General features: G+C 67.9%; 12 protein-coding genes. 4 read left to right on the top strand and 8 right to left on the bottom strand.

The genetic code is table 11. The features are described from left to right. Nucleotides 1-196 precede the first annotated feature (196 nt). The 3 genes from AC1DGC_RS12645 to sufT form a co-directional block, all read right to left on the bottom strand. On the bottom strand, nt 197-1942 hold the full coding sequence (locus tag AC1DGC_RS12645; RefSeq protein WP_259209031.1) for a S8 family peptidase: 1746 nt from the start codon (nt 1940-1942) through the stop codon (nt 197-199). A gap of 448 nt (nt 1943-2390) precedes the next feature. Beyond that, nucleotides 2391-3488 carry a branched-chain amino acid aminotransferase gene (locus tag AC1DGC_RS12640; protein WP_259209032.1) on the bottom strand — a complete coding sequence of 366 codons (1098 nt, stop codon included), beginning with the start codon at nt 3486-3488 and terminating at the stop codon, nt 2391-2393. A gap of 61 nt (nt 3489-3549) precedes the next feature. Further along, nucleotides 3550-4101 carry a putative Fe-S cluster assembly protein SufT gene (sufT, locus tag AC1DGC_RS12635; RefSeq protein WP_259209034.1) on the bottom strand — a complete coding sequence of 184 codons (552 nt, stop codon included), beginning with the start codon at nt 4099-4101 and terminating at the stop codon, nt 3550-3552. A 118-nt stretch (nt 4102-4219) separates the two neighbouring features. Here sufT and AC1DGC_RS12630 point away from each other — a divergent pair, with 118 nt between their 5' ends. Beyond that, nucleotides 4220-4639 carry a hypothetical protein gene (locus AC1DGC_RS12630; RefSeq protein WP_478047987.1) on the top strand — a complete coding sequence of 140 codons (420 nt, stop codon included), beginning with the start codon at nt 4220-4222 and terminating at the stop codon, nt 4637-4639. A gap of 158 nt (nt 4640-4797) precedes the next feature. On the opposite strand, the gene AC1DGC_RS12625 is transcribed toward AC1DGC_RS12630, so the two are convergent. After that, a complete protein-coding gene (locus tag AC1DGC_RS12625; protein WP_394164635.1) occupies nt 4798-6252 on the bottom strand; it encodes an NAD(P)(+) transhydrogenase (Re/Si-specific) subunit beta in 1455 nt (484 codons plus the stop codon). Beyond that, the gene (locus tag AC1DGC_RS12620; protein WP_394164634.1) at nt 6249-6557 is read right to left on the bottom strand and encodes an NAD(P) transhydrogenase subunit alpha part 2; all 309 of its coding nucleotides are present in this window, start codon (nt 6555-6557) and stop codon (nt 6249-6251) included. Before AC1DGC_RS12620 ends, AC1DGC_RS12625 begins: the two co-directional genes overlap by 4 nt. A 146-nt stretch (nt 6558-6703) precedes the next feature. Between AC1DGC_RS12620 and AC1DGC_RS12615 the strand changes: the two genes are divergently transcribed. Genes AC1DGC_RS12615 through AC1DGC_RS12605 form a run of 3 tightly spaced genes read left to right on the top strand, consistent with a single transcriptional unit; the run spans nt 6704 to nt 8009 of the window. Continuing rightward, nucleotides 6704-7249, top strand: coding sequence for an RNA polymerase sigma factor (locus AC1DGC_RS12615; protein ID WP_394164633.1), 546 nt, complete (start codon nt 6704-6706; stop codon nt 7247-7249). Beyond that, nucleotides 7246-7581: a hypothetical protein gene (locus AC1DGC_RS12610; RefSeq protein ID WP_394164632.1), complete on the top strand. Its 336-nt coding sequence runs from the start codon at nt 7246-7248 to the stop codon at nt 7579-7581. Before AC1DGC_RS12615 ends, AC1DGC_RS12610 begins: the two co-directional genes overlap by 4 nt. 2 nt (nt 7582-7583) lie before the next feature. Beyond that, nucleotides 7584-8009, top strand: a complete 426-nt coding sequence (locus AC1DGC_RS12605) for a DUF3106 domain-containing protein (RefSeq protein WP_394164631.1) — start codon at nt 7584-7586, stop codon at nt 8007-8009. A 99-nt stretch (nt 8010-8108) separates the two neighbouring features. Here the strand turns inward: AC1DGC_RS12605 and AC1DGC_RS12600 are convergent, their stop codons facing one another. From AC1DGC_RS12600 to AC1DGC_RS12590, 3 genes are all read right to left on the bottom strand, one after another. Further along, nucleotides 8109-9194 carry an NAD(P) transhydrogenase subunit alpha gene (locus tag AC1DGC_RS12600; RefSeq protein WP_478047986.1) on the bottom strand — a complete coding sequence of 362 codons (1086 nt, stop codon included), beginning with the start codon at nt 9192-9194 and terminating at the stop codon, nt 8109-8111. Nucleotides 9195-9387: 193 nt separating this feature from the next. Next, nucleotides 9388-9669 (bottom strand): DUF6869 domain-containing protein, encoded by a 282-nt coding sequence (locus tag AC1DGC_RS12595; protein ID WP_394164629.1) that lies wholly within the window; start codon nt 9667-9669, stop codon nt 9388-9390. A 398-nt stretch (nt 9670-10067) separates the two neighbouring features. Further along, on the bottom strand, nt 10068-12377 hold the full coding sequence (locus AC1DGC_RS12590) for a DUF1631 domain-containing protein (protein WP_394164628.1): 2310 nt from the start codon (nt 12375-12377) through the stop codon (nt 10068-10070). Between the last annotated feature and the right edge of the window lie 271 nt (nt 12378-12648).

Raw genomic sequence — 12648 nt, 5'->3', positions numbered from 1 at the left:
CGCATGCGAGCCTACACGGACGTACTTGCGGCGTGTCCCGCCAACCCACCCGTACCCGCCCAAGCCAGACCAGGCACGAACTCGCGGCCGTTGATCCTGCTTCGGCTTCGGCTTTTAGCTTCTAAAAAAACCAATCCCCAAAAAAAAAGACGCCCCGGCCGAAACCGGGGCGTGCCCATTGGAGAGGGATCTGGGCTCAGTACTGCGCGGTCAGGGTGACCCCGGAGAAGGTCGAATAGCCCTTCACCCGCACGTACCAGGTACCGGCCGCCGGTGAAGTGATCGTGCAGGTCTCGTTGTTGCCGCTCAGGTACGGGCGGCAGTTGTAGGCGCTGTCGGTCGGGGCACTGCCCGAGCGCAGGTACAGATCGGCATCACCGCTGCCGCCGGCGATGCTCACCTTCAGCTGCGAACTGCCCGACGGCACCGTGACCGTGTAGGACAGCGACGCCCCGCTGGCCGCGCCCAGCCCGGTGACCGGCACGTTGTTCTGCAGCACGGTGCCCGTGCCCGGGTTCGGGTTGGTCCCGCCCAGCGCCGCCGTGACCGCCGCATCCGCGTCCACGATGCCCGCACCGCAACCGCCGCTGCATGCGCCCGGCAAGGCCCGTGCGGTGTTCTTGAGCAGCGTTTCCACCGCCGCCGGGGTCAGCGCGGTCGGTGCCACCGACTGCACCAGCGCGACCACGCCGGCCACGTGCGGCGCCGCCATCGAGGTGCCGTTGTAGGACGCGTAGGACGCCGTGCCCGGCACCGTGGTGCCGCTGTTGAGGGTGGACAGGATCGCCTGGCCCGGCGCCGAGATATCGATGCCCGCACCGTAGTTGGAGAAGCTGGCGCGCGCGCCGGCCGAGGTGGTCGCGGCGACCGCGATCACGTTGGCGCAGTTGGCCGGCACCGACGTGGACACATTGGCGTTGCTGTTGCCGGCGGCCACCACCACGGTGGTGCCACGCGAGACCGCGCCGTTGATCGCATTCTGGTACGTGGTCGAGCAGGTGCCAGTGCCGCCGAGCGACATGTTGATCACTTCGGCCGGGTTTGCATTGGCCGGCACGCCGCTGACGGTGCCGCCCGAGGCCCACACGATCGCATCGGCGATATCGGAGGTGTAGCCGCCGCACTTGCCGAGCACGCGCACCGGCACGACCTTGGCATTGAAGGCGGTACCGGCCACGCCGGTGCTGTTGTTGGTTACCGCCGCGATGGTGCCGGCCACGTGGGTACCGTGCCAGCTCGAGTTGGACGCCGGGATGCCCGAACCGCACTCGTTGGCGGCGTACCAGTCGCCTTCATCGTTGGGATTGTTGTCGCGGCCGCCGCCGTCGCGCGCCATCGCCGCGTCACTGATGAAATCGTAGCCGGGCAGAATGTTGGCGTTGAGATCGGGGTGGTTGGTGATGCCGGTATCGATCACCGCCAGGACCACGCCGGTACCGGTCGCCTTGTCCCAGGCCGGACGCACGTTGATCGAGGCATTGCTGGTGCCGAAACCCCACTGCTCGGACAACCGCGTGTCGTTGGGCACCAGCGTGGCGTGCATCAGCTGATCGACTTCAACGTATTCCACGTTCGGGTCGGCGGCCAGGCGACGCATCAGCAGCTCCGCTTCGGCGGCATCCAGCGGACGGTCCGCCTTGACCACGGTCGGGCCGATGGCCAGTTGGCGCAGCTTCTGCAGGCCCAGCGCGCGACCCTGCGCAGCCGGCACCGCCGCCGCAGCAGCCTTCAGCGAGCTGGCCAACGCGGTCGGCGTGGCGACCAGACTGGCGCCGTCCTTGTACTTGACGATGAAGCGCTCGTGCGTCGGGGCCGACGACAGGCCGCTCAGCTGCACATCGCCGGCGAACGCCGGGGCGGCCAACAGCAGGGTCGAGAGTACGGACGCGCCCAGTACAACCAATGCACGTTGACGCAAACGGGGTTGCGAATCATGAGACATCGGATTTCCCTTTCAGACAGTGGGTGCCGCGAACGCGGCTGAATGTCCAGTCCCGATCCGGGGGCTGTTGATGGCGATGGCGCGGATCGGAGCCGGTGGGTGGATCGGTTCCCCTGAAATCAACCGACCCTGCCGACGCTAGTGGCTTGATGCGCGATCAACAATGTTTCAGCCGCACTTCAGCGACATGAAATGTCGGATCTGAGACTTCTCGTGTCGAAGGTTTGTGAAAGTGAAGGAACTTCGCGTTTCCGAACCGGTCAACACGCGTCATCCGAAGTCTTTTTCGGCTGTCTTTGCCGTCAATTCCCGGACAGCCCTTGCGCGTCGGGGCCTTCACGGTGTTGCCACCGCTGGACATCACCACCGTCAGACCGACGTGCATGAAAAAACCCGCCTGTCGCCAGGCGGGTTTCTGCGTTGCTGCGGCGCGGAGGCGCGGGAGCGCTTACGCGTCCAGGCGCACCAACCAGCCATGCCGGTCCGGCAGGCGGCCGTACTGGATGTCGGTCAGTTCCTTGCGCAGCGACATCGTCACCTCGCCGGCCGGCGCATTGAGGTCGCCCACCGAGAACCCCTCGCCCTTGAGCTGGCCGATCGGGGTGACCACCGCGGCGGTACCGCAGGCGAACACTTCGGCGATGTCGCCGGAGGCCACGCCCTGCTTCCACTCATCGATGGTGACCTTGCGCTCCTCGACCTTCATGCCCCGGTCGCGGGCCAACTGCAGGATGCTCTCGCGGGTGATGCCCTCCAGGATGCTGCCCGACAGCGCCGGGGTCACCAGGGTGCCGTCCTTGTAGACCAGGAACACATTCATGCCGCCCAGTTCTTCCAGGTACTTGCCCTCGACCGGGTCCAGGAACAGCACCTGCGAGCAGCCCTGTGCCTGCGCCTTCTGCTGCGGCAGCAGCGAGGCGGCATAGTTGCCACCGCACTTGGCCGCGCCGGTGCCACCCTTGGCCGCACGCGCGTACTCGGTGGACAGCCAGATCGACACCGGGGCCACGCCCTTGGCGAAGTACGGGCCCGCCGGGCTGGCGATCACGTAGTAGCCGGCCTTGTGCGCGCCGCGCACGCCGAGGAAGGCTTCATCGCCGATCATGAACGGACGGAAGTAAAGGCTGGATTCGTCGGCCGACGGCACCCAGCTGGCGTCCACGGCGATCAACTGCTTGAGCGATTCGACGAAGATGTCCACCGGCAGTTCCGGCAGCGCCAGGCGCTGCGCCGAACGCTGCAGGCGACGGCCGTTGGCGTCCGGGCGGAAGGTCCAGATCGAGCCGTCGGCGTGGCGATAGGCCTTGATGCCTTCGAAGATTTCCTGGCCGTAATGCAGCACCGCGGCGGCCGGGTCCAGCTGCAGCGGGCCGTACGGGCGCACAGTCGCGTTGTGCCAGCCGGTGTCCTTGTCCCAGCGCACTTCCACCATGTGGTCGGTGAAGTGCAGCCCAAAGCCCGGCGCGGCCAGGATGCGCTCGCGCTCCTCGCTGCTGCGCGGCGTGGCGGAACGGGTGGTGTTGAAGCTCACGGAAGACTGGGACACCGGATATTTCCTGTTCTGGTTACGGGGAACGCTGGCCGCGGCGGCGTGCCGCAGCCGGCCATTACAGCATGCCGGTCTCGAGCCGGGCCGCTTCGGACATCATGTGCTGGTTCCACGGCGGGTCGAACACCAGCTCGACGTCGGCCTCGGCCACCGTCGGGATCATTTCCAGCTTGCTGCGCACGTCGTCGACCAGGATTTCGCCCATGCCGCAGCCGGGTGCGGTCAGGGTCATCTTCACGTCGATCTCGCGCTGGCCCGCATCCAGGTGCTTGATCTCCACCTCGTAGACCAGGCCCAGCTCGACCACGTTGACCGGGATCTCGGGATCGAAACAGGTGCGCAACTGCTGCCACACCAGCTTTTCGACTTCTTCATCGGAGGCGTTGTCGGGCAGTTCCAGCGCCGGCGGCGGTTCCTTGCCGATGGCGTCGCCGTCCTTGCCGGCGATGCGGAACAGATTGCCTTCGACGAACACGGTATAGCTCCCACCCAGGGCCTGGGTGATGTAGCCATAGCTGCCGGCGGGCAGCGTGACCGTTTCGCCCTGCGGGACCATGACGGCCTCGCAGTCGCGTTCGAAGTGGACGGGTTCACTGCTACGGGAGTACATGTGGATCGATATGGGGGTCGCGGCCAATTCCCGCAAGGCGACCATTTTAGCCCAGTGGCCGCCAACGCGCCGGTCACCGCGCAAGTCGGTATCCTGTGGCCTCTCACAGGAAGATTGCATGACGCCCACCTCCGTGCCTGCCCGCGGCCATCACTGGCTCTGGCCCCCGATGTTGCTGATTGGCGTTGCCACGGCCACCCTGGCTTGGGTGTTCATTGCCCTCCTCAGTGGCCGCCAGACCGGCTGGATGGCAGTCCTGGCGGCCCTGGAGATCGTGTTCATGCTGCGCCTGAGCCGCTTTCCTGCCGGCTCGGCGCGGGTTTCGGTGACCCTGGTCGGCACCCTGCTGGTGGTGGTGGCGGCCAACTGGGGCATCGCGTCGGCCTATGTCGGCGGCTCGATGGGCCTGGCGCCGTGGGATTCAGCGTTGCGGATGGGCCCGTTCATGGCCTGGACCCTGTTCGGGCTGGCCAACGGGGTCGCCGAGGCGCTGTGGGTGCTGGTGGCCCTGGTCGTGGGCGGGTGGCTGGCGCGGTAACGCTTGCGCGTTGGCGCTCCCCATCCTTCGGTGTGCCGCGCAAAGGGATACCCCCCGCGGCCTCGCCCCTCCAGCCCCCCCGCACCTTCGGCGTCGCCCCCTGACCCAGGGGGCGACGCGTCGGAGACGTCGTCGGTAGTGCCCGTCCTGCGGCGACCTCAATGACCGCCGTCGAGCGCCTTCAGTTCACTGACCAGCGCGCTGGCCGCGCCGGCACCATCGCCGTACAGCATGCGCGCGTTATCGGCGTAGAACAGCGCATTCTCGATGCCGGCAAAACCGGTGCCCTTGCCGCGCTTGATCACCACCACGTTGCGGGCGTTGACCACGTCCAGGATCGGCATGCCGTAGATCGGGCTGGCCGGGTCGGTGCGTGCGACCGGGTTGACCACGTCGTTGGCGCCGATCACCAGCACCACGTCGGTGTTGGGGAACTCCGGGTTGATGTCGTCCATGTCGGCGATCAGGTCGTAGGGCACGCCAGCCTCGGCCAGCAGCACGTTCATGTGCCCGGGCATGCGCCCGGCGACCGGGTGGATGGCGAACTTCACCTTGATGCCGCGGTCGAGCAGGCGCTGGGCCAGTTCCCACACCTTGTGCTGGGCCTGGGCCACCGCCATGCCGTAGCCGGGCACGATGACCACGCGCTCGGCGAAGGCCAGCATCGCGGCCACGTCGCTGGCCTCGATCGGCTTCTGCGCGCCGCTGATTTCCTGCGCCACGCCGCCGCCGCCGAAGTTGGAGAACAGCACGCCGCTGATCGGGCGGTTCATCGCCTTGGCCATCAACCGGGTCAGCAGGATGCCGGCCGCGCCGACCATCATGCCGGCGATGATCAAGGCCTCGTTGCCCAGCACGTAGCCTTCGAAGGCCACCGCCAGGCCGGTGAACGCGTTGTACAGCGAGATCACCACCGGCATGTCGGCGCCGCCGATCGGCAGCGTCATCAGCACGCCCAGCGCCAGCGCCACCACGAAGAAGCTGATGATCGCCACCGGGCTCAGGGTGACCGCCGCCCAGACCCCCAGCACCACCATCGCCAGTGCGACCAGCAGATTGAATGCCTGTTGTCCCGGGAAGGTGACGCGGCGGTCCAGGCGACCATCCAGCTTGGCCCAGGCGATGATCGAGCCGGACAGCGAGACCGCGCCGATCGCCGAGCCGATCACCGCCAAGGCCAACACGGTGGCCGACGGCTGGCGTGCGGCCAGGTCGGCCAGCGCCTGTTCGCTCCAATGGGTGGTATCGCGGTTGGCCAGGAACGAGAAGCGCAGCAGCTCGACCGCACCGATCGCCGCCGCCGAGCCGCCGCCCATGCCGTTGTACAGGGCCACCATCTGCGGCATGTCGGTGATCGCCACGCGCTTGGCCGACCACCACGCCACGCCGGTGCCGATCGCCACCGCCGCCAGGATCAGCGGGATGTTGTGCAGTTCGGGCAGGAAGAACGTGGCCACCGTGGCGATCAGCATGCCCAGCCCGGCCCAGCGGATGCCGCTGCGCGCGGTCATCGGCGAGGCCATGCGCTGCAGGCCGAGCAGGAACAGGGTGGCGGCCACCAGATAGCTCACCTGCACCAGCCACTGCAGCAGTTGCGCGGTGCTCACGTTCAAGGCGACTTCTCCCCGGCTTCGCGCTTGGCGCTGGGCTTGAACATGTCCAGCATGCGCTCGGTCACCACGTAGCCGCCGGCCGCGTTGCCCGCGCCGAGCACCACGGCGATGAAGCCGATGATCTTCTCCAGCGGGGTCTGCGCGTGCCCCAGCACTACCATCGCCCCGATCAGTACGATGCCGTGGATGAAGTTGGAGCCGGACATCAGGGGGGTATGCAGGATCACCGGCACCCGTGAAATGATCACGTGGCCGGCGATCGCAGCCAGCATGAAGATGTACAACGCCACGAACCCGTCGCTCATTGCAGTCACTCTCCCAGGCGGTGATCCCGTCCCCCCATCATAACCATGCGCTGAACCGTTCTGCAGGCCGGTCAACCGATCGGCCACCGGGGCGTTCTCACCGTATCCCCCTGCGCGAGCGCTACCCTGTGCTGGTGAGCCCTACCTTGCAGACACTGCCCGACCAGGCCGACGCCGCGTTGCCGGTGTCGCTGGACGCGTTCCTGGCCGGGATCGGCCCGCGCGCCTTCCGCTTCGCCGAGGCCGGCCTGCGCCAACGCGACGATGCGCTGGACGCGGTGCAGGACGCCATGCTGCGCATGCTGTCCTACCAGGACAAGCCGGCCGCCGAGTGGGCGCCGTTGTTCTGGAGCATCCTGCGCCGGCGCGTGGTCGACCTGCAGCGCCGACGCGGCTTCCGCCTGCGCTTCTGGCGCAGCAGCGACGAGGAAGGCGGCGACCATGACATCGACTGGGCCGATTCCGCGCCCGGCCCGGCGCAAGCGCACGAGCAGCGCGAGCAGTACGCGCAACTGGTACAGGCGCTGCGCGAACTGCCGGCGCGCCAGCGCGAAGCTTTCACCCTGCGGGTACTGCAGCAGCTGGACGGCGCCACCACCGCCAAGGCCATGGGCTGCAGCGAGGGCGCGGTCAAAACCCATCTTTCGCGCGCCCGACAAGCGCTGCAGCAGCACCTGGAGATCGAACTGTGAGCCGCCCCGTCACCCCGCCCATCCACGATGACACCGCCCTGCGCGCGCTGCATGCACAGGCCCTGCAGCAGCTCTCACCGGCGACGCTGGCCCGCCTGCGCAGCGCACGCAGCGCTGCCGCGCCGCGACATACGCGGGCGCACGGCTGGTGGATGGCCACCGCCTGCTCGGCCGTGGCCGCCCTGGCCCTGGGCTACAGTTTCACCGTCAACCCGCCGACCACGCCGGCTGCGCCCACGGCCGCCGCCACGGTGGATGACAGCAGCGACGTGCTGGACGAGAATCCCGACCTGTACGTGTGGCTGGGCACGACCGACCTGGCAATGGAGTGAACATGACACCGCGACTGATCCTGGCGCTGGTCCTGCTGTCGGCAAGCGCGGCCGGCTGGGCACAGAGTGCGCCCCTGCCCGACTGGGAGCGCCTCACCCCGCAGCAGCGCGAGGCGCTCATCGCGCCCGTGCGCGACCGCTGGAACGATGCTCCGCCCCCGCAGCGCGAGCGCATGCTCCAGCACGGCCAGCGCTGGCAGAGCATGACCCCCGAACAGCGCGAGCTGGCCCGGCGCGGTCGGCACCGTTTCGAGAACATGAGCCCGGAACAGCGCGAACAGGCCCGTGCGCTGTTCTCGCAGATGCGCGGGCTGACCCCGGCCCAGCGCGACGAGCTGCGCGAGCGCTGGTCGAAGATGACGCCCGACCAGCGCCAGGACTGGCTCAAGGCCAATCCGGCCAAGGACACCCCGCCGCCGAAGCGCTGACGGCGTTGGCGGGGTCGCGTCACCACGCGTGTGGTGGCAGAGACCCGGTAATGCCAGCAGCAACCCGGTAGCGCCACGCCATACGTGGCTGCTTCTCCCTCAACCGCCGGCCACCCAGCGGGTCCTGGCCAGCAGTTCGTCGTCCCAGTCGAAACCGATCGCCCCGTCCTTCAGGAACAGCGCGACGAAGTTGTACAGGTTGCGCGCGTACATCTCGCTGGCGTGCACCGCGCCCAGGCTGGCCAGGTCGAGCGGCCCGTCGATGGTGACCCCGTTGACGTCCACCACCTCCCCCGGCCGGGTCGCCTCGCAGTTGCCGCCGGTCTCGGCGGCCAGGTCGACGATCACGCTGCCCGGCTTCATGCCCTGCACCATCGCCGTGGTGACGATCTTCGGCGCCGGCCGCCCGGGCACCGCCGCGGTGCAGATCACCACATCGACCAGGCGCAGGTGCTCGCCGAGCCGACGCTGCTGCTCGGCGCGTTCTTCCTCGGTCAGCGGCCGCGCATAGCCGCCCTCGCCGACCGCGCTCACGCCAAGGTCGAGGAACTTGCCGCCCAGCGATTCGATCTGCTCGCGGGTCTCCGGCCGCACGTCGAAGCCCTCCACCTGCGCGCCCAGCCGACGTGCGGTGGCGATGGTCTGCAGGCCGGCCACACCGGCCCCGACTACCAGCACCCGCGACGGCCGAATGGTGCCGGCAGCCGTGGTCAGCATCGGGAAGAAGCGCGGGGCGCGCTGCGCGGCGATCAGCGTGGCCTTGTAACCGGCCATGCCGGCCTGCGAGCTCAGCACGTCCATCGACTGGGCGCGGGTGGTGCGCGGCAGGCGTTCCAGCGGGAAGGCCTGCAGCCCGCGCGACTGGATCAACCCGGCGCGTTCGGCATCGGCCTGCGGGTGCAGCATGCCCACCAGGCTGGCGCCGGATTTGAGCTGGGCCAACCGCGCATTGTCCGGCGGTTGCACGCACAGCACGATGTCGGCCAGGGCCAAGCGTGCGTCGTCGGCCAACTGCGCGCCGACGTCCAGATACGCTTGATCAGGAAACCCGGCGGCCTGTCCGGCGGCGGGCTCGAACCATACCGTCGCGCCCAATGCGGACAGCTTGCGCGCCGTTTCCGGCGTCATCGCCACGCGTCGCTCGCCCGGCGCGCGTTCCCGTACCACCAGCACATCGACAGCCATGGCATATCCCCGACGATCAGCAGAGTGTGGGGGGATCGTACCTTACGCCCCCGGGTACGGGCCAAGGTCGACGGCTTTGCTATCCGAGCACTGCACGCTGGGCCAGCACGTGGCATTTCCTGCGAGCGCCTCCATTCGACGCGCTTATTGCACGAAATCTCCATCCTCCCTGCCGGCAATGTAGATATTCAACTCAACGGCCAGTTAGCGAAATCGATTGGATCCGCGCCCATAGCGCCTCACTCAGCCGGCCCTGCCACACGCCAAGAAGCAGCCTCCCCAACTGGACATCATGTCGAGCCAGCGCCTCAATTCCAGAGGTGCAATCTTCTCCATGGGCGACGAGAAAATCCTCAAGCGGCCCTGCCGCAAGACTGGCCAAAACCCTGTCACTTCCGTTTATCCGCCTGATCCCATCGATCACGCGCCAGGCCAACGCGCCGTCCGCCTGGATCAGGTCATCGATGACATCCATAACCCGGGACTAAGATTCTCGGACCACTCTCGACATCAGCGGGCAGCTGATTGAGCTCAATCCAGGCAGCCAAGCCAAACACCGCAAGCCCCACAGACAACGCGCAGCCGAGTCGCGAAGAGCTGCACTCCATCAAGTAATCCCTCCATGGAAGCGTATTGATACGCAACGTCCGCCGAAGCGATCCAGTCATCGCATTGGCGCGGGCTGGTGCCCACAGAAACTGGCGTCGATCGATCGGCTGTCCCCGGCATCCGTTACACCCTCGGACAGTCCAGATTTTCCGACGTCCCCAAGTGACGCCCACCTCCAGCTCCAGCCAGACAAGGTCGTAAGAAAACAAAAACGCCGGGCACTGCCCGGCGTTTCGATTCAACCGCATCCAGCGCTCAAGGCGCTCAATGCACCGTAGCGTTCTTGTTGTCCAGCCGATCGATCACGCCCTGCATCGCACTGTCGAAGGCACCGTCGTCGATATGCGCGCGCAGGCGACCCAGCCGCACCATCACCGCCAGTTCTTCCGGCGAGGCCACGCAGAAGCGCACGCCCCGCCGATTGACGAACAGCAGGCGCGAGGAAATCGGGCTCACCCAGGACAGCTTGCCGGCCTGGACCTTGCCGTCCTTGTCGACGAAATCCAGCCAACTGCCGATCTCCAGGCCGCGGAAACGGTCGGCATCGGCGTTGTCGAAATCGCTCACGTCCACCTTGCTGCCCAGCTCCACCGCAGCGCTTTCCTGCGTCGGCGGCGCGGGCAGGACCACCTGCGGCAATTCGGGCAGCGCGCGTTCCAGCTCCGGACGCGATTCGGCGATGGCCTGCAGGGTGTCGTGCAGGGCGTCGATCGCACCGGTGGCGGCGTCGGCGTGCACGCCCACGCTGGCAAATACCTTGCGCAGGGCCGGGTGCCACGCCTGCAGCCATGGTTTGCCGACGATCTGCCGGCGCGCTTCGGCCACTTCCTCCAGCATGCCGTCGGCCAGTGCCAGCGCTTCGCCCACCGAGGCACCGTCTTCGCCTTCGCGCAGCACGGTCAGGGTGAGGTGGTGCTGCCACGGCTGGCGCAGGAACTCGCCGATGGCCTGCGGCAGCGTGGCATCGGCGATGCGCCGGTCGAGCTCGGCGGCCGAACGGGTGCGGGCCATTTCCAGCTTTTCCTGGCCGCGCTGGGTCTCGGCCGCACGGCGCTCGGCGATTTCGATGCGGCGGCGGTGCTGGGTGAGGAAATCGCGGAATTCTTCTTCGAGGGTGAGGAAGATCGCCAGGTTCTCGTTGAACTCGGCGACCAGCCGCTCGATGATCTCCTCGACCTTGCCCATCAGCACGCGCTCGGCCTGGCTTTCGCCGGTATTGCCTTCGCAGGCTTCGGCCAGCGAGTTGAGCAGCTTGCGCGCCGGGTGGGTCTTCTGCACGAACATGCGGCGGTCGAGCATGGCGACCTTGACGAAGGGCACCACCAGGCGGCCGATCAGCTCACGAGAGCGGCCTTCCAGGTCGCGCTCGTCCAGCATCACGTCGAACAGCATGCCGACCAGGTCGATCGCATCTTCGTCCTGCGGGTCCAGCCGCGCCTGCGCCGGGTCCACGCCGAGGCGGGTGGCGCCGGACAGTACTTCACTCTTCAGCCGCTGCGCCAGCGACTCGCCGTCTTCGCCGATCGCCGCGCGCAGGGTCGCACTCGGGGTGGCCTGCAGCAGCGACAGCACCGACATCATCTCGCGCTGGCTCAAGGGGCGCTGCTGGCCGACCGCGACGCTGGCCGCGGAGGTCGCGTCCTCGCGCACGTGGCGGGTCTGCTGCAGCAGTTCGTGCAGGGCTTCCAGCAGCATGCCCTGGTTGTTGCTCATGCCGTCGGCGGCATCGGCCACCGCCTGGCCCTGCTGGGAGGACTGGATGCGCCCCCGGCTCTCGGCCCAGCGATCGGCGAAGCGCCGCGCCCAGGCCGGGGCGGCGGCATCGTCGGCACCGCCCAGCGATTCGGGATCCAGCGCGTCGACCAGGTCGTCCAGTTCATGGCGCGGGGACGGCGGGCGCGGCGCCGCGCGGCGCGGCGCGGCCATCTGCGGCATCACCCCGGCGGCAGCCAGCTGCTCGTCCAGGGCCTCGTACCGCTTGCCGATCGGGGCGTGCAGGTCGCGCTCGCACAGCTTGATCAACACCAGCCGCACTTCCGGGGCCAGTTCACAGTCGGCGAAGGCCTCATGGATGGCCACGCCGATGTGTTCGGGGCTGATCGGGTTGCTGTCGGCGTTGAGTTCCAGCCCGCCGGCGATCCAGCCCAGGCGTCGGTCCAGCCGCGACAGCACCGGCTTCCAGTCGCGCAGCAGCACCGTGGCGAAGTTGCGGACCGCCAAGCGCGATTCCAGCACGTGCTCGGGCACCAGGCTCAGCCCGTCCTCGATCTGCCCGGCCAGGGTGGCCTCGGCCGAGGCCGGCTGGCCGCGCTCCAGCGCATCCCACGCCTCGAGCAGGTGGCCGCGGAAGCCGCGCACGATGTCCTCGCGGCGGCGGCGCAGTTCGCGCATGCCATCCAGGAACAGCAGCTGCGACGCGCCAGCGGTGCCGGCACGGTCGAACAGCACGTCATCGAAGCGCGCCAGCACCGTTGCAAACGACTCGGCAAGCGCCGGCAACGCGGCGTCGCGGGCCTGCCTCAACAGGGCCGGGTCGCGGCCTGGCTGCCCCGATGGAATGGGCGTGGCGATCATGCGAAAAGGCTCCCCAGCTTCGCAGGTACAGAATGCAACGTGGAATCGATGAACACCGGCACCCCCCAGGCACCCGCATCCGCATACCAGGCCAGCCGACCGGTCAGGGACAGCGAAACAGTCCGCACGTTGAACCTCATGACCGGGTGCCGGCAGGCCTTGTATCGTAAGGCCAGCGTCCTTGGGAAGCGAGTACAGCCACGTGAAGGAATGCCGTTGATTAAGTGATGTTCATCACGCTTTGTCGCAAATGACCCGGAGATGGCCCCGA

The sequence above is a fragment of the Stenotrophomonas sp. 05N37 genome, from assembly GCF_056397365.1.
The sequence above is the reverse complement of the archived record's forward strand: the minus strand, read 5'-3'. Positions and strand labels throughout refer to the sequence as shown.